At 68.4% G+C, this 18,235-nt stretch carries 16 protein-coding genes; 9 read left to right on the top strand and 7 right to left on the bottom strand.

The features are described from left to right. Positions 1 to 178: transposase (locus BST14_RS31665; protein WP_142279208.1), on the bottom strand; the 178-nt coding region annotated here is incomplete at its 3' end. Positions 179 to 397: 219 nt separating this feature from the next. Here BST14_RS31665 and BST14_RS09055 point away from each other — a divergent pair. The 6 genes from BST14_RS09055 (at position 398) to BST14_RS09080 (ending at position 6,309) form a co-directional block, all read left to right on the top strand. Next, positions 398 to 1,723 (top strand): UDP-glucose dehydrogenase family protein, encoded by a 1,326-nt coding sequence (locus BST14_RS09055; RefSeq protein WP_083064251.1) that lies wholly within the window; start codon positions 398 to 400, stop codon positions 1,721 to 1,723. A gap of 121 nt (positions 1,724 to 1,844) precedes the next feature. Continuing rightward, entirely contained in the window at positions 1,845 to 2,789 is a 945-nt protein-coding gene (locus BST14_RS09060) for a TauD/TfdA dioxygenase family protein (RefSeq protein WP_083064252.1), read from the top strand. Further along, the gene (locus BST14_RS09065; RefSeq protein WP_083064181.1) at positions 2,779 to 3,594 is read left to right on the top strand and encodes an ABC transporter permease; all 816 of its coding nucleotides are present in this window, start codon (positions 2,779 to 2,781) and stop codon (positions 3,592 to 3,594) included. The genes BST14_RS09060 and BST14_RS09065 overlap by 11 nt, the downstream gene beginning before the upstream one ends. Beyond that, positions 3,591 to 4,382: an ABC transporter ATP-binding protein gene (locus BST14_RS09070; RefSeq protein WP_083064182.1), complete on the top strand. Its 792-nt coding sequence runs from the start codon at positions 3,591 to 3,593 to the stop codon at positions 4,380 to 4,382. The genes BST14_RS09065 and BST14_RS09070 overlap by 4 nt, the downstream gene beginning before the upstream one ends. Beyond that, positions 4,379 to 5,362 (top strand): ABC transporter substrate-binding protein, encoded by a 984-nt coding sequence (locus BST14_RS09075; protein WP_158085860.1) that lies wholly within the window; start codon positions 4,379 to 4,381, stop codon positions 5,360 to 5,362. The genes BST14_RS09070 and BST14_RS09075 overlap by 4 nt, the downstream gene beginning before the upstream one ends. Beyond that, positions 5,359 to 6,309 carry an asparaginase gene (locus tag BST14_RS09080; protein ID WP_083064184.1) on the top strand — a complete coding sequence of 317 codons (951 nt, stop codon included), beginning with the start codon at positions 5,359 to 5,361 and terminating at the stop codon, positions 6,307 to 6,309. Before BST14_RS09075 ends, BST14_RS09080 begins: the two co-directional genes overlap by 4 nt. On the opposite strand, the gene BST14_RS09085 is transcribed toward BST14_RS09080, so the two are convergent. Both BST14_RS09085 and BST14_RS09090 read right to left on the bottom strand, forming a co-directional pair. After that, complete coding sequence (locus tag BST14_RS09085; RefSeq protein ID WP_245845346.1) at positions 6,239 to 7,609, bottom strand: MFS transporter; 1,371 nt, start codon at positions 7,607 to 7,609, stop codon at positions 6,239 to 6,241. The two genes, BST14_RS09080 and BST14_RS09085, sit on opposite strands and share 71 nt — an antisense overlap. Positions 7,610 to 7,923: 314 nt before the next feature. Continuing rightward, positions 7,924 to 8,574 carry a class I SAM-dependent methyltransferase gene (locus tag BST14_RS09090; protein WP_083064185.1) on the bottom strand — a complete coding sequence of 217 codons (651 nt, stop codon included), beginning with the start codon at positions 8,572 to 8,574 and terminating at the stop codon, positions 7,924 to 7,926. A 137-nt stretch (positions 8,575 to 8,711) separates the two neighbouring features. Between BST14_RS09090 and BST14_RS09095 the strand changes: the two genes are divergently transcribed. The 3 genes from BST14_RS09095 to rfbA are packed head-to-tail and all read left to right on the top strand — an operon-like array spanning position 8,712 to position 10,764. Next, complete coding sequence (locus BST14_RS09095) at positions 8,712 to 9,467, top strand: maleylpyruvate isomerase family mycothiol-dependent enzyme (protein WP_083064253.1); 756 nt, start codon at positions 8,712 to 8,714, stop codon at positions 9,465 to 9,467. Between the two features lie 29 nt (positions 9,468 to 9,496). Then, positions 9,497 to 9,862 carry a nuclear transport factor 2 family protein gene (locus BST14_RS09100; RefSeq protein ID WP_083064254.1) on the top strand — a complete coding sequence of 122 codons (366 nt, stop codon included), beginning with the start codon at positions 9,497 to 9,499 and terminating at the stop codon, positions 9,860 to 9,862. Positions 9,863 to 9,888: 26 nt separating this feature from the next. Beyond that, complete coding sequence (gene rfbA / locus BST14_RS09105) at positions 9,889 to 10,764, top strand: glucose-1-phosphate thymidylyltransferase RfbA (RefSeq protein ID WP_083064186.1); 876 nt, start codon at positions 9,889 to 9,891, stop codon at positions 10,762 to 10,764. Here the strand turns inward: rfbA and BST14_RS09110 are convergent. The 4 genes from BST14_RS09110 to BST14_RS09125 all read right to left on the bottom strand — a co-directional run bounded on the left by BST14_RS09110 (position 10,706) and on the right by BST14_RS09125 (position 18,194). Further along, a complete protein-coding gene (locus BST14_RS09110; protein ID WP_083064187.1) occupies positions 10,706 to 11,971 on the bottom strand; it encodes a YibE/F family protein in 1,266 nt (421 codons plus the stop codon). The genes rfbA and BST14_RS09110 overlap by 59 nt on opposite strands. A gap of 32 nt (positions 11,972 to 12,003) precedes the next feature. After that, on the bottom strand, positions 12,004 to 13,296 hold the full coding sequence (locus BST14_RS09115) for a pyridoxal phosphate-dependent aminotransferase (RefSeq protein ID WP_083064188.1): 1,293 nt from the start codon (positions 13,294 to 13,296) through the stop codon (positions 12,004 to 12,006). Positions 13,297 to 13,327: 31 nt separating this feature from the next. Continuing rightward, entirely contained in the window at positions 13,328 to 16,273 is a 2,946-nt protein-coding gene (locus tag BST14_RS09120) for a (Fe-S)-binding protein (protein WP_211280685.1), read from the bottom strand. A 247-nt stretch (positions 16,274 to 16,520) separates the two neighbouring features. After that, a complete protein-coding gene (locus tag BST14_RS09125) occupies positions 16,521 to 18,194 on the bottom strand; it encodes an Hsp70 family protein (RefSeq protein ID WP_083064190.1) in 1,674 nt (557 codons plus the stop codon). Between the last annotated feature and the right edge of the window lie 41 nt (positions 18,195 to 18,235).

Consider the following 18,235-nt stretch of genomic DNA (forward strand, 5'->3'; position numbering starts at 1 on the left):
ACGGCCCGAACGCCCCGGGCACGTCTCGCCAGGCGATCCCACACCGGTACCGATAAATAATGCCCTCGACCATCGAGCGGGCATCCTGAAAGGGCCTGCCCCGCTTGCCTGTCCGAGTCGGAAGCAAATCTTCAATCAACGACCACTGAGCATCGGTGAGCAACTGAAACCGCGACATGACTCAAGCCTCGGGCACAACATCCAAAATCTTTGCCAGACACGCCCTAGTCGCACGCGCTCGCGATCGCCACGCATCTCACTGGTGGCGACCCGCTGCGCCCGGCTGCGCCGCGCTCGCGATCGCCACGTCTCACCGCCGGCGACCCGTCATCTGCCGTTTGCCTGCCGCTCAACCTCGCGATGCAATTAGCTCATGGCGACCACCTACACCGGTTGTATGCGATGCACCGTGTTCGGCACGGGTTACCTCGGTGCCACCCACGCGGTCGGGATGGCGGAACTGGGACACGATGTGCTCGGCATCGATATCGACCCGGGCAAGGTTGCCAAGCTCGCCGGGGGCGACATCCCGTTCTACGAGCCCGGCCTGCGAAAGCTGTTGAAGGAGAACCTGGCCGCGGGTCGGCTGCGGTTCACCACCGATTACGACATGGCGGCCGACTTCGCCGATGTGCACTTCCTGGGCGTGGGCACGCCGCAGAAGAAGGGCGAATACGGGGCGGATCTGCGCCACGTCTACGCCGTCATCGATGCGCTGGTGCCGCGGTTGACGACCTCGGCGGTGTTGGTCGGCAAGTCGACCGTTCCGGTGGGCACCGCCGCCGAGCTCAACCAGCGGGCCGCGGCGCTGGCGCCGCACGGGGTCGACGTCGAAATCGCGTGGAATCCGGAGTTTCTGCGCGAAGGCTACGCAGTGCGGGACACCCTCAACCCGGACCGGATCGTCCTGGGCATCAAACCAAATTCGTCGCGGGCCGAGGCTGTCGTTCGTGAGCTGTACGGTCCGCTGCTCGACGCCGGTGTGCCCTTCCTGGTGACGGATCTGCAGACCGCGGAGCTGGTCAAGGTATCCGCCAATGCCTTTTTGGCAACCAAGATCTCGTTCATCAACGCCATTTCCGAGGTATGCGAGGCGGCGGGCGCCGACGTCAGCCTGCTGGCCGATGCGCTCGGCTACGACGCCCGGATCGGACGCCAATTCCTCAATGCCGGTTTGGGTTTCGGCGGAGGCTGCCTGCCCAAGGACATCCGCGCCTTCATGGCGCGCGCCGGTGAGCTGGGAGCGGACCAGGCGCTGACGTTCCTGCGCGAGGTGGACAGCATCAACATGCGTCGGCGCACCCGGATGGTGGAACTGGCCAGCGCGGCCTGCGGCGGCTCTCTGCTGGGCGCCAACATCGCCGTGCTCGGTGCGGCCTTCAAACCCGAATCCGACGATGTGCGTGACTCACCGGCGCTCAACGTCGCCGGCCAGCTGCAGCTCAACGGCGCCGCCGTCAACGTCTATGATCCCAAGGCGCTGGACAACGCGCAGCGCCTGTTCCCGACGTTGAACTATGCGGTCTCGGTCGAAGAGGCCTGCGACCGCGCGGATGCGGTGCTGGTGCTCACCGAATGGCGCCAGTTCGTCGACATGGACCCCGATGACCTGGCCGACCGGGTGCGCGCCCGCGTCATCGTGGACGGCCGCAACTGCCTGGACGCCGCCCGCTGGCAGCGGGCGGGCTGGCGGCTGTACCGCCTGGGCGCGCCGCGGCCGTAGCGGCAAGCACTGCGGGTTTTGCTTCAGCACGATTAGAAACGCTTGCCGACGGTCGCATTGTCGATAGCCTTCAAAAGGGCTATACCGCATGCATTTTCGATTCGTGACAGGATTGTGTGATTTGACGACGACCGCTGCCACCGAAACCACTGTCGAAGTCGTTCCGCTGTCGGGGTGGACAGGAGCCGTGATCGACGGCGTCGACCTGTCCGCGCCGCTGAGCGAAGCGGAGAAGGCCGTCATCCGGTCGGCCTTGCACAAGTGGAAGGTGGTGTTCTTCCGCAACCAGGACCTCGACCACGCCGCGCAGATCGCGTTCGGTGCCCAATTCGGCGAGGTCACGCCGGCCCATCCCTACGAAGGCGATTCCGCGCCCGAGGGTTTCCCGCAGATCCATACCGTGTCACCGGCCGCCTACGATCGCCGGTACGGTTCGGAGTACCGGCACAAGGAGGGCTGGAACGGCCCCAACTGGCATGCCGATGTGACACCTCTGATCAACCCGCCGTCGCATTCGATACTGCGCGCCGAAGTGGTCCCGCCCTACGGCGGTGACACGCTGTTCACCAATGTCGCGGCCGTCTATCAAGGCCTTTCGCCGTTGATCCGTGGATTCATCGACGGGCTGCGCGCCGAGCACCGGTTCGGCGCCACGTTGTCTTTCGAGCGCAGCGCCGCGAAGATCGGCGACCTGGTGCGCAGCAATCCGCTGGCGTCGATCCATCCGGTGGTCCGGGTGCATCCCGAGACCGGCGAGAAGGTGGTCTACGTCAATCAGTTCTTCACCCGGGCGATCGTCGACCTGTCACCGCGGGAAAGCCGGTATGTTCTGGACTTGTTGTTCGAGCAGATCGCGCGGCCGGAATACTCGGTCCGGTTCAAGTGGGAGCCGGGAAGCGTTGCGTTCTGGGACAATCGGGCTACGCTGCACCTCGCCCCGCGCGATTACGAGCACCTCGGCCAGGAGCGGGTGCTGCACCGCATCACGCTGGTCGGCGATATCCCGGTGGGGCCCGACGGACGCCGATCGGAGCCCTTAGAGGGCGAGTTCTTCGGTGCCGCCTGATGGCCGCGGTCCTGCCGGTCGTGCCGGCCGGCTGAATCCGGTATCGGGCGGCCGCTTTCCGGTACTGCTAGCCTGCCTGAGCCTGGTTGTCATCGTCGCCGGGTGGGAAGTCGCGGCACGATCCGGCATCTTCTCGCCCAGTCTGCTGCCCGCACCGGAGGCCGTGATAAAGGCCGCGCGCCAGATGGGCGATCAGGGAACGCTGTTAGCCGACGGTGCCGCCAGTTTCCGGCGCGCATTGTCCGGCTTCGCCCTGGGCTCGGCGGTTGCGGTCGTGGTCGCGGCGCTGACCGGGACCAGTCGTACCGCACGAGCACTGCTGGAGCCGGTCATTCAAGTATTGCGGCCCATCCCCGCGATCGCGTTGGTGCCACTGGCCATCCTCTGGTTCGGGATCGGCGAGGAGTCGAAACTCTTCCTCACCACCGTGGGTGTGTTCTTTCCGGTCTGGGTCAACTCTCATGCCGGCATCGCCGCGACCCGCACGGATTTTCTCCGGGTGGCCGCATCGGTCGGCGCCACCCGCAGCCAGGTGTTCGGTTGGGTGGTGTTACCGTCGGCGCTGCCGTCCATCCTGACCGGTCTACGCCAGGGTATCGCGATGTCGCTCACGTTGATCGTCGCCTCCGAACAAACCGGTGTGACAGAGGGTTTGGGCTTCCGCTTGGACCAGTCGCGGTTGTTCAGCCAGCCCGACCGGTTGTTCGCGTGTCTGGCCGCATTGGGGATCGTCGGGGCGCTCACCGACCAGGTCTTCCACCGCGCCACCCGGCGGCACGTGCGCTGGGCGACAGAACAAGCGTGAAAGGCGGGCGCATCGAAGTATCCGGACTGACCGTCAGCTACCGGGGTAGCGCAACACCGGTGCTGCGCGACGTCGACTTGGTGGTCGACGGCGGATCCTTCCTCGCGCTCCTGGGTCCGTCCGGATGTGGGAAATCCACGCTGCTCAATACCATCGCCGGTTTCGTGCGACCCGTAGCCGGTGCGGTGCGGTTCAACGGTGCGCCAGTGGCCGGACCGGGCGCCGAACGCGGCGTGGTGTTCCAACGCGACGTGCTGTTCCCTTGGGCGTCGGTGCAAACCAACATCGGGTTCGCACTGCGTGCGGCGAAAGTGCCACGCGCGCAACGCCGAAAGCGCACCGTCGAATTGCTGGAGGACGTGGGGCTTTCTCCATCGCTGCTTGGCCGGCTGCCGCACGAACTCTCCGGCGGCATGCGCCAACGCGTGGGCATCGCCCGCGCCCTGGCGGGCAATCCGGAAGTTCTGCTGATGGACGAGCCCTTCGGCGCGTTGGATGCGCTCACCCGTTCGCAAATGCAGGACCTCGTCGTCGAGCTCTGGCGGCGATCGGGAACCACCGTCGTCTTCGTCACCCACGACGTCGACGAGGCGGTGCGCATCGCCTCGTCGATAGTCGTGATGAATCAGCACGGCGTCCTGCTCGATCAGATCGACAACCCATTGCCGCGGGCGCGCCCGTCGGGTGCCCTGGCCGAGCTCGCCGGCTACCCGGCGCTGCGCCGTCAGCTGCACGATCAACTGCGACCCGCTCCCGCGATCATTGCGACATGCAAGGCCAAGCCATGACGGGGCAACGTTTCCCGCTGGTTGCGCTGGTGTCCGCGGCGATACTCGCCTGCGCCGTGTCGTCTGGGTGCGCAGGAGCGGGACCGTCGGACGCGGGCCGACTCACCCTGGCGTGGGTGGTCGACCCTTGCTGGTCGCAGGTGCCGGTGGCCGCAGACCTGGGCTACTTCACCGGCGCCGGGGTGAAGGTCAAGGTGGTTCCGTTCCCAACCGGCGCGGCGGCCCTGGAGGCCCTCGTCGGCGGCGCGGTCGACGTCGCTAGCGGTGGTGACGTCCCCACCGCAGCGGCGGCGCTGAAGAACACCCGGTTGCGGATCGTTGCGGACGGGTCACGATGGGACGGCGGCCGTTTCATCGCGCGCAAGTCGGCCGGAGTGAACTCGATAGCAGACCTGGCCGGGCGGCGCATCGCGGTCCCACTGGGCAGCAGCGCGCACTACTTCGCGACAAAGTTCCTCTCCCAGGCCGGGTTCGCCGCGAGCGCCATCAACTCCCAACTGATCCAAACCGGACCCGGCGAAATCCCATCGGCGATCGCCAACCACGATGTCGACGTGGTTGCGGTGTTCCAGCCCGAGCTCGCCAAGGCTGTCGATGAATTGCATGGCGACTCAGTCGAATTGCAAGGATCACCTAAGTACAACCAACACAGCATGTATCTGGCGAACGAAAACACGGTAGCCACGAAGAAACTCGAATTATCCAAGTTTCTGGAGGCAATCCACCGCGCCGACGGCCCGCTGAGCGCTCAAGACCCGGCTGCGGTGTCCGCGGTCGCGCGGGCCATGAAGCTCGATGAGCGCCTGGTCACCGGCGTGCTGCGCGAGTTCGTGTTTCGTACCGATCTCGGTTCTGATCTGCCGGCCGATCTGGCGGACCGCGCGCACTGGGCGCAGGCGCTGGGGCGTATCCCCGGCGACGCCGTCCTACCCGACTATCGATCCATCATCGACCCGGCACCGTTACGGGGGGCGCAATGACAGTCCACTTGGTCGGCCTGGGTGGGACCATCTCCATGGAAGAGACCGCGCAGGGCGCGATTCCGGCCGCCGGTGCTGCCCAATTGGCCACGCGGGCCGGGGGTTTTGATGGCGCCCTGGACGTCGCGGTGCTGGGCGGGTCCGAGATCGATTTCGCGATCCTGGAACAACTTGTCGCGGCCCTGGACCGCCTGGTTGACCAGGGCGTCGACGGCGTGGTCGTCACCACCGGCACTGACTCGATCGAAGAAGTGTCGGCATGGCTGTCCTATCGGGCGCAGTGGCCGATTCGCGTTGTGGTCACCGGCTCCATGGTCACCGGTGCGCGCCCGGACAGCGACGGCCCCGCCAACCTCGCCGACGCCCGGGCCGTCGCCGCCGACCCCGCGCTGGTCGACCCGGCCGTGGTGTTCGGCGGCCGCATCTATTCCGGCCGCGAGGCGGTGAAGATCTCCGGGCTGGCACGTGACGCCTTCGACGCGCCGGGCCGCGGGTCGCTGGGCATCGTCGGCAACGGTGAGGTGCGGTGGCATCGGCTGCCGCCGCGGGGGAACGCCTACGGCCCGCCGGGTGGCCCGGTTCGCCCGGCGCCGATCGTCGTCGCCGCGCTGGGCGATGACGGCGCGCTTCTGACGGCGGCCGGTGCCACGCACCCGGCGGTGGTGGTGGCGGCCAACGGCGCCGGGAATCTGCCGCCCGCCCAGGCGGCGGCCGCCGCGGCGCTGCTCGAGCGCGGCGTGCTGGTCGTCATTACGACACGCGCGGCCGACACCCTGGTGGCCGGCCGGTACGGCTATCCGGGCGGTGGCGCCACGCTGGCCGCCCGCGGGGCGGTGTTGGCTCCGGGTCTGTCGCCGCACCGAGCGCGGCTGCTGGTCACGCTGGGGATCGCCCAGGGTCGCGATGTGGAGGAGTTGCGAGCCCTGGTGGCCGCCGAGGCCCGATGATCGGGCCCAGCACGCCAAGCGCCGCCACGGCGGTGGTGGTCACCGCGACCGGCCACAACGCCCCGCCGACGTGGGCCACCACCGAGGTGAGCAGCAGCGGAATGAGCCCGCCGATGATGGTGGAACTCTGGCCGGACAACGACATCCCGGTGTAGCGCACCCGGGCGGGGAAGGAATCGGCGAGGTATTTGGGCAGCGCGCCCCAGATGACCCAGAGCGGCGCTCCGATCAGCACCTCGGTTATCAGTAGCGACGGCAGCGTGGACGAGGCGGCGAGCACGGCCAGCAGCCCCACCGCGGGCAGCGTGAGCAGTGCGAGCAGGCCGCCGCGGATCACGTTGTTGGCGCCGACGCGATCGGCGAGCCAACCGCCCAGTACGGTCAACGCCCAGAACACGGTGACGTGCACGGCCGAGATGCCCAGCAACACCGAAGATGACGGCAGGCCAAGGGTTTTGGTGCCGTAGCCGGTGAGGAACACGGTCTCGATGAAGAACGGGACCGTCACGCCGCCGAGATAGACCGCGAAGCAGATCAACATTGTGCGACCGTGCTGACGAACCGCCTCGCGCAACGGGAACGGTGACAGCTCGCCGCTGCGGCGCAACGCGGTGAACTCCGGTGACTCGATCACCCGCAACCGGATGAACAGGCCGACGACACCGAGCGCGAGGCCGAACACAAAGGGCACCCGCCAGCCCCAGGTCACGAAGCTGTGCTCGCTCAGCGTCGACGCCAGGATGAACAGCGATCCGGTGGCCAGGCCCTGACCCACGGCGGAGCCGGTCTGCACCAGCGATCCCCAAAAGCCGCTCCTGCGTCGTGGGCTGGTCTCGGTGACCACCAGCACCGCCCCGGCCCACTCACCGCCAAGCCCCACGCCCTGCAGGAAACGCAACAACACCAGCAAGGCGGGCGCCGCCCAGCCGATCGCGGCGTAACTGGGCAGCAGTCCGATCAGAAAGGACGGGATCCCCATGATCAACAGCGTGGCCACGAGCATCTTCTTGCGTCCGAGGCGGTCACCCAGATGCCCGAACAAGACCCCGCCCAGCGGCCGGGCGACGAACCCGACGGCAAAAGTGCCCAGTGCGGCAAGCACTCCGGCCGTCGGGGAGGCGCGCGGGAAGAACAGCGGACCGAAGACGAGGGTGGCCGCGAACCCGTACAGGAAAAAGTCGTACCACTCCAGCACGCTGCCGGCGAGGCTGGCCAGGGCCACCCTGCGCATGCCGGGCCCGGCTTCCTCGCCGCCGGGCCGCCCCGAAAGCTCGGTGCTTTCCTGTGCTGCGATCGTCATTGGGGTCTCCGATGGTCGGCCGGCCGGGTTCACGCGCAAACCGCCGTGACGGGCGAAATGAGCGGCGCGAGTGGGGCACGCAGAGATCGCAGCGACGACGATCGCCCGCGCGCCCCATCTTCGTTGCGGTGTCGGGTCGCGGTCGACCGCAGTCTTTCCCGTCGTGTGGGTCATCCGGCGCGCCCGCCCAGCTCAGCGCCGTTTTACCGCGGTTAACGACGGTTGGAATCAGATTGAACGCAAAAGATTCGCCTTCGGGCGCCGGCGCCTAACCGCCACCACATCAATTAGCTTGCGGCGCAAGGGATAGCCGGTTATGCCCGGGCGCGCAGCACCGCGCGGGGGTACTCGCCGCCGTCGTCGCGGAACTCGACGTCGACGTCGTCGAACCCGGCCGAGCGCAGCGCGTCGACAACCGGTGCCGGATCGGGGATTTCACGAAACGGCAGGCTGGCCGCGACGTCCTCGGCGTAGTGATGACCCGCCACTTGCGGATTCAGCGAAATGTCGGCGATCACGAGCCCGCCCGGGGAAAGCACCCGGCGCCATTCGGCGAAGGCCTTCTGCGGCTCGAGCACGGTCCAGATGAAGTGCCGGGCAGTCACGGCGTCGAAACTGGCGTCGGCGAACGGCAGCTTTTCGGTGACACCTTCGACGAACGTGACCGCGATCCGCCCGTCGGCGGCCTTGGCGCGAGCGTGCGCCAACATGGCCTCGGATGCGTCGACGCCGCTCACCTCGTGGCCGAGCTCGGCCAGCAACAGCGCGACAAAGCCCGTGCCCGTGGCGACGTCGAGCACGCGGGAGGCTGGGGGGATCGGGCTCAGGGCGTCCAGCCAACGTCGACGCTCCGGCTCCGAGGAGATGCCGTGCGCGGCCCGCTGATCGTATTGCGAACCTTCACGCTCCCAGAACTCGCGGATCGCCGTGCGGGCGACCGGAAGGCTCGCAGTGGCATCGGGCATGAGCACCTCTCGGGGACAACGGCATTCGGCGGGCCGGGCTGTCGGCGCGCCGCGACGAGCCGGACGTCGACGACAAGTCTGCAGTGCGCGCCGCCGTCACCGCAAGGCACGCGGGCCCGGCGAGTAGCCTGACCCGCGTGGACTATGCCGGAAAATTCCTCGACGAGAACCGGGCCTTCGCGGAGCTCTTTCACGATGCCGACGAGTCCACGCCCGTGCCCACCTGCCCGGACTGGACCCTACGGCAGCTGTTCCGCCATGTCGGGCGCGGCGACCGCTGGGCGGCGCAGATCGTGCGCGAAAAACTCGACAGCTACCTCGATCCCCGCACGGTGGAAGGTGGCAAGCCGCCTCCGGATCCCGCCGGCGCGATCGCCTGGCTGCACGGCGGCGCCCAGCGGCTGATCGATGCCGTCGAACTGACCGGGGTCGAAACCCCGGTCTGGACGTTTCTGGGGTCACGCCCGGCGAACTGGTGGGTCCGGCGCCGGTTGCACGAGGTCGCGGCGCATCGGGCCGACGCGGCGATCGCGCTGGGCCGCGAATTCACCCTGGAGGCCGCGGTGGCGGCCGACGGCATCACCGAATGGCTGGAGCGGGTGGCGATCCAGGCGGGCGCCCAGGGGGCGCCGCTTCCGCTCGAGCCGGGTGACACCCTGCACCTGCACGCCACCGATGCCGGGCTGGGCGAGGCCGGCGAGTGGACGGTCACCGTCGAGGACGGCCGGATCGCCTGGTCACACGAGCACGGCAAGGGCAGCGCCGCGCTGCGCGGTGGCGCGACCGAGCTGCTGCTGGCGATCCTGCGCCGGCGGCCACTGGCCGACACCGGCGTCGAACTGTTCGGCGACGACGGCGTGTGGGAGCGCTGGTTGGACCGTACGCCTCTCTAGTGCAGGGATCGCACGGTAACTTGCACACCATGACCACATCGGAGATCGCCACCGTTCTGGCGTGGCACGACGCCCTCAACTCCGCGGACCTCGAGACGCTGACCGCGCTGTCCAGCGACGACATCGAGATGGGCGACGCGCACGGGGCCGCGCAGGGCCACGAGGCGCTGCGCACCTGGGCCACCTCGCAACGGGCGAGCACACAGCTCGGCCAGCTGTATGTGCACGACGGCATCGTCGTCGCCGAACAGAAAGCGACCGGCTCCGAGGGGGCGGCCACCAACGCGCTGGCATTTCGCGTCGTCCGCGACCATGTCACCTCGGTGTTCCGGCACGACAGCCTGGCCTCGGCGCTGGCGGCCACCGAACTCACCGAGTCCGACGCCGTCGATTAGGGCCATCAAGCCATTAGGAGCCATCCATGCGCGGAATCATCCTGGCCGGCGGGTCGGGCACCCGCCTGCATCCCATCACCACGGGCATCAGCAAACAGTTGCTGCCGGTCTACGACAAACCGATGGTTTACTACCCGCTGTCCACCCTGATGATGGCCGGCATCCGCGACATCCTGGTGATCACCACCCCGCACGACGCAGCGGGATTCCAGCGGCTTTTGGCCGACGGCTCGCAATTAGGCGTCAACATCACCTACGTGACGCAGGAAGAGCCCGACGGTCTGGCCCAGGCGTTCGTCTTGGGCGCCAACCACATCGGCAACGAGTCGGTGGCTTTAGTGTTGGGCGACAACATCTTCTACGGCCCCGGCCTGGGTACCAGCCTGAGCCGCTTCCAATCCATCAGCGGCGGAGCGGTTTTCGCGTACTGGGTGGCCAACCCGTCGGCCTACGGTGTCGTCGAATTCAGCGACGACGGCCGGGCCCTGTCGCTGGAGGAAAAGCCCAAGACGCCGAAATCCAACTACGCGGTGCCCGGCTTGTACTTCTACGACAACGACGTCATCGAAATCGCCAAGGGCCTGAAGAAATCGGCGCGCGGCGAGTACGAGATCACCGAGGTCAACCAGATCTACCTGAACCGGGGCCGGCTCTCGGTCGAGGTGATGGCCCGCGGCACGGCCTGGCTGGACACCGGAACGTTCGACTCGCTGCTGGATGCCAGTGACTTCGTGCGCACCCTGGAACGCCGCCAGGGCCTGAAGGTCAGCGTGCCCGAGGAAGTGGCGTGGCGGCGGGGCTGGATCACCGACCAGGAACTGGCCGAACGCGCGCACAGCCTGCTCAAGTCCGGATACGGCGGCTATCTGCTGGACCTGTTGGAGCGGAGCCGATTTCAGTAGGTTTGGCCAGCACCGCGGCGATCGCCGTGGTCAGCGGCACCGACAGCGCCAAGGCCATGCCGCCCACCGCGGCGCGGGCGATCTCGATGGCCACGCTCTCGCTGGTCAACACGTCGGTCAATGAGCGGTCGGCCACACTGAACAGCAACAGCAGCGGCAGCGAACTACCCGCGTAAGCGAGCACCAGGGTGTAGACCGTGCTGGCGATGTGATCGCGGCCCACCCGGATGGCGCCGACGAAGATCGCCCGCCGCGAGCCGCCGAGGAGGGCGAGCTCGAACACGGTTGAGGCCTGGGTCACCGTCACATCGTTGAGCACACCCAGCGACCCGATGATGAAGCCGGCCAGCAGCAGGCCGCCGATCGACACGCTGCCCAGATACGCGCTGACCGTGTTGTTCTGCTCGTCCGACAGCCCGGTCAGCTGAGCCAATTGTATTGCCGCCCAGGATAATCCGGCGGCCAACAGTAGGGCCGCCAGGGTGCCCAGCAGCGCGGCGCTGGTCCGCAGGTTGACCCCGTGCGCGAGATAGATGACCGCGTACAGGATGGCGGCTGATGCGACCAGGGCCACCGGCACCGCCGGCGCGCCATCGCGCAGCGCCGGCAGCAAGAACGTCACCAGGACCACGAACGCCACCAGGATGCCCACCAGCGCCAGCAGCCCGCGCCGCCGCGCCACGGCCACGATCACCACCGCGAACGCGATCGCCAAACCGGCCAGTGCCCAGCCACGTTCGAAGTCGTAGAACGCGTAGCTGGTGGCGCCCTGGTCGTCGACCTGGCGGACGAGCCGTATAGGGTCTCCCACAGCGAATTTCGGTTGCCCTGGGCCGGGGGAGGACTCCAGCAGCGTCTGGGCGCCGGCGTTGGGGCCGGAATCGATCGACACCCGCGTCAGGACGCACCGTCCCGCGCCGGGTGGCGCCGGCTGCGGCGCGCCGGTGAGGACCTGGCTGACCGACGGGCTACCGCAGTCGCCCATTGCGCTGGACAGCACGTGCCCGGCCTGTGTGCTCACCGCGCCGCCGGCGGCATTCTGCAGCGGCATCGGGATGTCGACGTGCTGCCGGCTGGGCCACAGCACGATCGCACCGACGGCCACCGCCACGCCGATCGCGACCAACAACCCCACGACGATCCGGGCGGGCAACGGGTCAACGGCGGCTGGGCCCGACGGCAGGTTGTGCGAGTGCGAGTGGGTCACCCGGTCGAGAGTAGAGGCGCCCGCGCCGGTCCTTACGGTCGATAGCCGGCGAGGAAATTGCCGAGCCGCTCGATCGCGGCCGCCAGATCGCGGGACCACGGCAGCGTCACGATGCGCAGGTGATCCGGTTCCGGCCAATTGAAGCCGGTGCCCTGGGTGACCAGAATCTTTTCCTGCAGCAGCAGATCGAGGACGAGCTGTTCGTCGTCGTCGATGTCATAGACCTCGGGGTCGAGCCGGGGGAACGCGTAGAGCGCACCCGCCGGCTTGACGCAGGACACGCCGGGGATCTCGTTGAGCTTGGTCCACGCGACGTCGCGCTGCTCGAGCAGCCGCCCGCCGGGCAGCACCAGGTCGTCGATGCTCTGATGGCCGCCCAGGGCCACCTGGATCGCGTGCTGCGCCGGGACATTGGGGCACAGCCGCATGTTGGCCAGCAGGTTGATTCCCTCGATGAAGCTGCTGGCATGGTCCTTGGGCCCGGTGATCGCCAGCCAGCCGGCCCGATAGCCGGCCACGCGGTAGGCCTTGGACAGGCCGTTGAAGGTCAGGCACAGCATGTCCGGCGCCAGCGTGGCCAGGTTGATGTGCTTGGCGTGGTCGTAGAGGATCTTGTCGTAGATCTCGTCGGCGAGCAGCAGCAGCTCGTGCTTGCGCGCCAGATCGACCATCTGGGTGAGCACTTCGCTGGTGTAGACCGCGCCGGTCGGGTTGTTCGGGTTGATCACGACCAGCGCCTTGGTCCGCTCGGTGATTTTGGACTCGATGTCGGCGATGTCGGGCTGCCAGCCCTGCGTCTCGTCGCACAGGTAATGCACGGGCGTGCCGCCCGCCAGGGAGGTCGACGCCGTCCACAGCGGGTAGTCCGGCGCCGGGATCAGCACCTCGTCGCCGTTGTCCAGCAAAGCCTGCAGCGTCATGGTGATCAGCTCGGACACCCCGTTGCCCAGATAGACGTCGTCGACGTCGAAGCGGGGGAATCCGTCGACCAACTCGTAGCGGGTCACCACGGCCCGGCGGGCGGGCAGGATGCCCTGCGAGTCGGAGTAGCCCTGGGCGTACGGCAGGGCCTGGATCATGTCGCGCATGATGACGTCGGGCGCCTCGAAGCCGAACGGCGCCGGGTTGCCGATGTTGAGCTTGAGGATGCGATGCCCCTCGGCCTCCAGCCGCGCGGCGTGCGCGTGCACCGGCCCGCGGATCTCGTACAGGACATCCTGGAGCTTCGACGACTGCGCGAAACTGCGCTGCGGCCGGTGATGAGCCGACGCGTGCAGGGGCAGCTGATGGGTGGTCACACCACCAATGGTGCCATCACTGTCCACTGAATTTTGCTGTCAGCGGCGAAGACGCTGGTCAGCGCTTGCCCGGGGGGCGCGCCCCCCGGGCGATGCCCAGGCCTTTGACCGGTGGCTGCGACGGTGCGTCGTCGCCGTTGGTCTCCTTTGCCGGCTCCGCTTTCGGCGCCGGCTCCGGGTCGGCCTTTCCAGCTTCCGCCTTGGGCGAATCCCCCTTGGGGGCCTCGGCCTTGGGGGCCTCGGCCTTGGGGGCCTCGGCCTTGGGGGCCTCGGCTTTGGGGGCGGCCTTCTTGGCCCCGGGCCGCTTGGCGCCCGCGGCGATGCCCAGCCCCTTGACCGGCGCCGCGGGTGCCTTGGGTTCGGCCTTGGTCTCGGCCTCGGGGGCCGCCGCTTCAGACTTGGCCTCCGCCTTCGGGGCCTCGGCCTTGGCCGCCGGCGCCGCCTTCTTCGCGCCGGGCCGCTTGGCGCCACCGGCGATGCCCAGCCCCTTGACGGGTGCGGCGGGGGCCTTGGCTTCGCCACCGGCCTCCGCCGGTGCCTCCGTCGCCTTGGCGGAGGACGCGGCCTTCTTGGCGCCCGGCCTCTTAGCCCCGCCGGCGATGCCCAGACCCTTCACGGGTGCGGCCGGCGCTGTCGCGCTCTCGGCCTTCGGGGCCGCCTTGGCGGGCGCTTCCTCGGTCTCCTTGGCCGGCGCCTCGGCGGGCGCGGTCGCGGTGGCCGTCGAGGCCTTGGGCGCCTCGGCCGCGCGCTTCTCGGCCTGCCTGGCGGCCGTGCCCTTCTCCGGCAGCGTCGCCTTGTCGTAGTCGAGGGACCCGAGCAGGATCTGGGCGACGTCGAGCACCTCGACACCGCTGCGGCCGGCCTCTTCCTGACGGTCGTTGACGCCGTCGGTGACCATCACCCGGCAGAACGGGCACGCGGTGGCCACGGTCGCGGCCCCGGTGGCCAGCGCCTCGTCGACGCGCTCGTGGTTGATGCGCTTGCCGATGTGTTCTTCCATCCACATCCGCGCGCCGCCGGCGCCGCAGCAGAAGCTGCGCTCGGCGTGGCGTGGCATCTCGGTCAGGTTCGCCCCCGCGGCCCCGATCAGCTCACGCGGCGCCTCGTAGACCTTGTTGTGCCGGCCCAGGTAGCAGGGGTCGTGATAGGTGATGTCCTGGGAGACCGGGGTGACCGGCACCAGCTTGTTGTCGCGGATCAGCCGGTTGAGCAGCTGGGTGTGGTGCAACACCGAGTAGTTCGCGCCCAGCTGCCGGTATTCGCGGCCCAAGGTGTTGAAGCAGTGCGGGCAGGTGACGACGATCTTGCGGTCGACGGTCTCGGTGCCCTCGAACACCCCGTCCAGCGTCTCGACGGCCTGCGCGGCCAGCTGCTGGAACAAAAACTCGTTGCCCGACCGGCGCGCCGAGTCGCCGTTGCAGGTCTCGCCGGTGCCCAGCACCAGGTACTTCACCCCGGCGATGGCGAGCAGCTCGGCGACGGCCTTGGTGGTCTTCTTCGCCTTGTCGTCGTACGCGCCGGCGCAGCCCACCCAGAACAGGTACTCGTAGCCGTCGAAGCTGTCGACGTCCTCGCCGTAGACCGGCACGTCGAAGTCGACCTCGTCGATCCAGTTGGTCCGGTCGCTGGCGTTCTGGCCCCAGGGGTTGCCCTTGGTTTCCAGGTTCTTGAACAGCACCGACAGTTCGGAGGGGAACTCCGACTCCATCATCAGCTGGTAGCGCCGCATGTCGACGATGTGGTCGACGTGCTCGATGTCCACCGGGCACTGCTCGACACAGGCACCGCAGGTCACACAGGACCACAGCACGTCGGGGTCGATGACCCCGCCCTGCTCTTCCGTGCCGACCAGCGGTCGGGCCGCCTGCTCGGGGCCGGAGCCCATGACCCGGCCGAAGCCCGACTCGGGAACATGGTGCGCCTCGGCGTGTTCCTCGCCGGCCAGCTTCTCGCCGACCCCGCCCTCCGGCGTGCTCTCGACGGGACTCTCCTTATCGCCCAGAATGTAGGGCGCCTTGGCCATCCAGTGGTCGCGCAGGTCCATGATGACGAGCTTGGGCGACAGCGGCTTGCCGGTGTTCCAGGCCGGGCACTGCGACTGGCACCGCCCGCACTCGGTGCAGGTGGCGAAGTCCAGCATGGCCTTCCAGCTGAAGTCCTCGACCTTGCCGCGGCCGAATTCGGCATCGTCCGGCGGGTTTTCGAAGTCGATCGGCTTGCCGTCGTGTTCGAGCGGCAGCAGCGGGCCCAGGCCGTTCGGCAGCCGCTTGAAGATGACGTTGATCGGCGCCGTGAAGATGTGCAGGTGCTTGGAGTGCAGCACGATGATCAGGAATGCCAGCATGACCGCGATGTGCAGCAGCAGCGCCGTCGTCTCGATGGTCTCGTTGGCGGGCCGCCCCAGCGGACGCAGGATGGCGCCGAACAGTTGGGACAGGAAGGCCCCGTTGCCGTAGGGCAGGGTGCCGTTGTTCACCGCGGATCCGCGGACGAACACATAGGTGAAGATGACGTTGAAGATCATGAACAGCACCAGCCACGCACCGCCGGTGTGTGAGCCGTAGAACCGTGACGCGCGGCCGATCTCCCGCGGGCTGCGCATCAAACGGATGACGGCGAAGGTGGCGATGCCGAGGAAGACGGCGGTGGCGAAGAAGTCCTGCAGGAAGCCCAGCGCGTCCCAGCGCCCGATGATCGGGATGTGGAAGTTGTCCTGGAAGAGCAGCCCATAGGCCTCGATGTAGACCGTGAGCAGGATGAAGAAGCCCCACATGGTGAAGAAGTGCGCCAGGCCGGGGATCGACCACCTGAGCATGCGACGCTGCCCGAAGACCTCGGAGACCTCAGCCCAGACGCGTTTGGCCGGCTCGTCGGCGTGCCCGGGCGCCGGCTTGCCGGATGTGATCAGCTTGAACAGCCACAGGACACGCCGTGCGGCGAGTGCGGCCACGACCAGCGTCATGCCCATGCCCACGATCAGCCTGATGAGCATCTGCGTTGTCACAGAAGGTCTCCCCAATGCATAGAAATTCGGCCTGTGCCTATTTGCCTGCTAAGCCCCGCTCATAGTTACATCTCCGCGGCTTTCAGCGCGAGAAAGGCTGCCCTAACTTGGCAGTTACCGGTGCCTCTGGCCTGTTGATTAGTACCCGCGCATTCAATGTGACGCTTGTCGAAGTGATGAGCGCCGCCGAATTCGCTAGATGACCTTTTGTCGCGGTCTTTGGGCGGGCCGCGCGCAATTCGTCTCGTCAGCGCCCGAACGGCGGATGAAAGATCGGCGGCTGCGGCCGCGTGCGGGTGGTCGTCGGCGCCGCGGTGGTGGTGGCCTGCGACGTCGTGGTGGGCGGTGCGGTCGTGGTCGTCGTGCTCGGCGGCGCGGTCGTGGTGGTCGTCGTCGACGGCGCGGGTGTCGTGGTGGTGGCCGGCGCCTCGGTGGTCGGGGGCGGCGGTGCCGGGATCACGGTCACGGTGGTGCTGTCGTCGGGTCCGGTGATGGTGACCGTTTGCGGTGGTGCCGGGCTGGTGGACGGCGTGGGAGCGACCGGGGTGGACTTGGTGGACAACAGGTCGATCGCCAAGATCAGGGCCACCAGCACCGCCGCGCCCGCTCCGGCCACGCTCAACACCAGCGCCGTGCGTTTGTACCAGGGCAGCGGCCCCGGGGCGGTGCCGTAGCGGCTGCCGGTCGCGTCGTCGAATTCCCTTGCCTCGTTGGCGTACTCGCCGGTGGCGTCGCGGCCGGTGTAGGGCACCGGCTCGTCGTGGTCGGCGTCTTGCGACCACGCCAGGGCGTCGTCGACGTCGGTGGCCTGAGCGGCCCACGCGGCCTGGGTCATATCGAGGCCGGTGCCGACCATTTCCGTCGGTGTTTCCACCGCGGCGGCCGCGGCGGTCGGGGCGACGCCCGAGGCGTAGTGCGGGCCGAGCACCGCCGCGCCGAGGGCGGCGCTGAGCGCAGGCTGTGCAGTGCTGTGCACCGGCACCCCGAAGCGCTGCGACAAACGCGCTTTGAGCAGCGGGATGTGCGCGCCACCGCCGGCGATGGCCACGGCGCTCGGCCCGGCGTTCGCAATTCCGTTGCGGCGCAACAACTCCTCGACCGACGTGAGGAACCGGTCCAGCGGCGCGGAGAGCAGCTGCTCGAATTCGGTGCGGGACAGGTGGGCACCGTCGCCCGAGGCCCCGGCGATGGTGCCCACCGCGGCCGTCGAGAGTTGCTCCTTGGCGCGCCGACAGGCGCCGAGCAGGCGGGCCTTCGACCCGATCCGCGCCGCGCCGCCGAGCATGGCGGTGCTGACGTCGGAGGCCAGCAGGTGATCGAGGATCAGCTGATCGATCGCATCGCCGGAGAATTCGGTGTTCCGCGCGGCCGGGCCGACGGGCGCAAAGCCGGCCCTGGCGTCCATCAGCGTGACGGTGGTGCCGCCGGCGCCGAAGTCGCACAGGGCAATGACGCCGTCGGCCGCGAATCCGGGGGTGCCGCGCAGCGCCGCGAGCGCGGCCGTGGCGTCGGAAACCAGCATCGGCGCCACCCCGCCGCGCGCCAGATCCGATTGTGCGAAGAACTCCTCCCGCAGCGCCGCGAACTGGGCATCGGACCAATAGGCCGGCACCGCGATGGTGATCGGTGACCCGTAGCCGACCACCCGGGCCATGGCTTCGATCGCCTCGACCGTCAGCGCCGCACCCAGGTACTTGGTTCCGTCGGCCGCCACCAATGGCGCCCGGTCGCCGACGCGTTCCACGAACCCACGCAGCACCAGGCCGGGCTCGGTCAGGTTCGGATTCTCTTCTGGCAGGCCAACTTCGGTGGGACGCTGCTCGAACAGGGTCAGCACCGAGCTGCGGGTGATCGGAGCGCTGCCCGCGCGGGCCGCTACCAGGTTGGCCACCCCGATTGATAGGCCGAGCGACTCGCTCATGTCCCGCACCCCTGTGTCAGTTTCGTTGCCGTCGCACGGTG

The sequence above is a fragment of the Mycobacterium arosiense ATCC BAA-1401 = DSM 45069 genome, assembly GCF_002086125.1.
Taxonomy (GTDB): domain Bacteria; phylum Actinomycetota; class Actinomycetes; order Mycobacteriales; family Mycobacteriaceae; genus Mycobacterium; species Mycobacterium arosiense.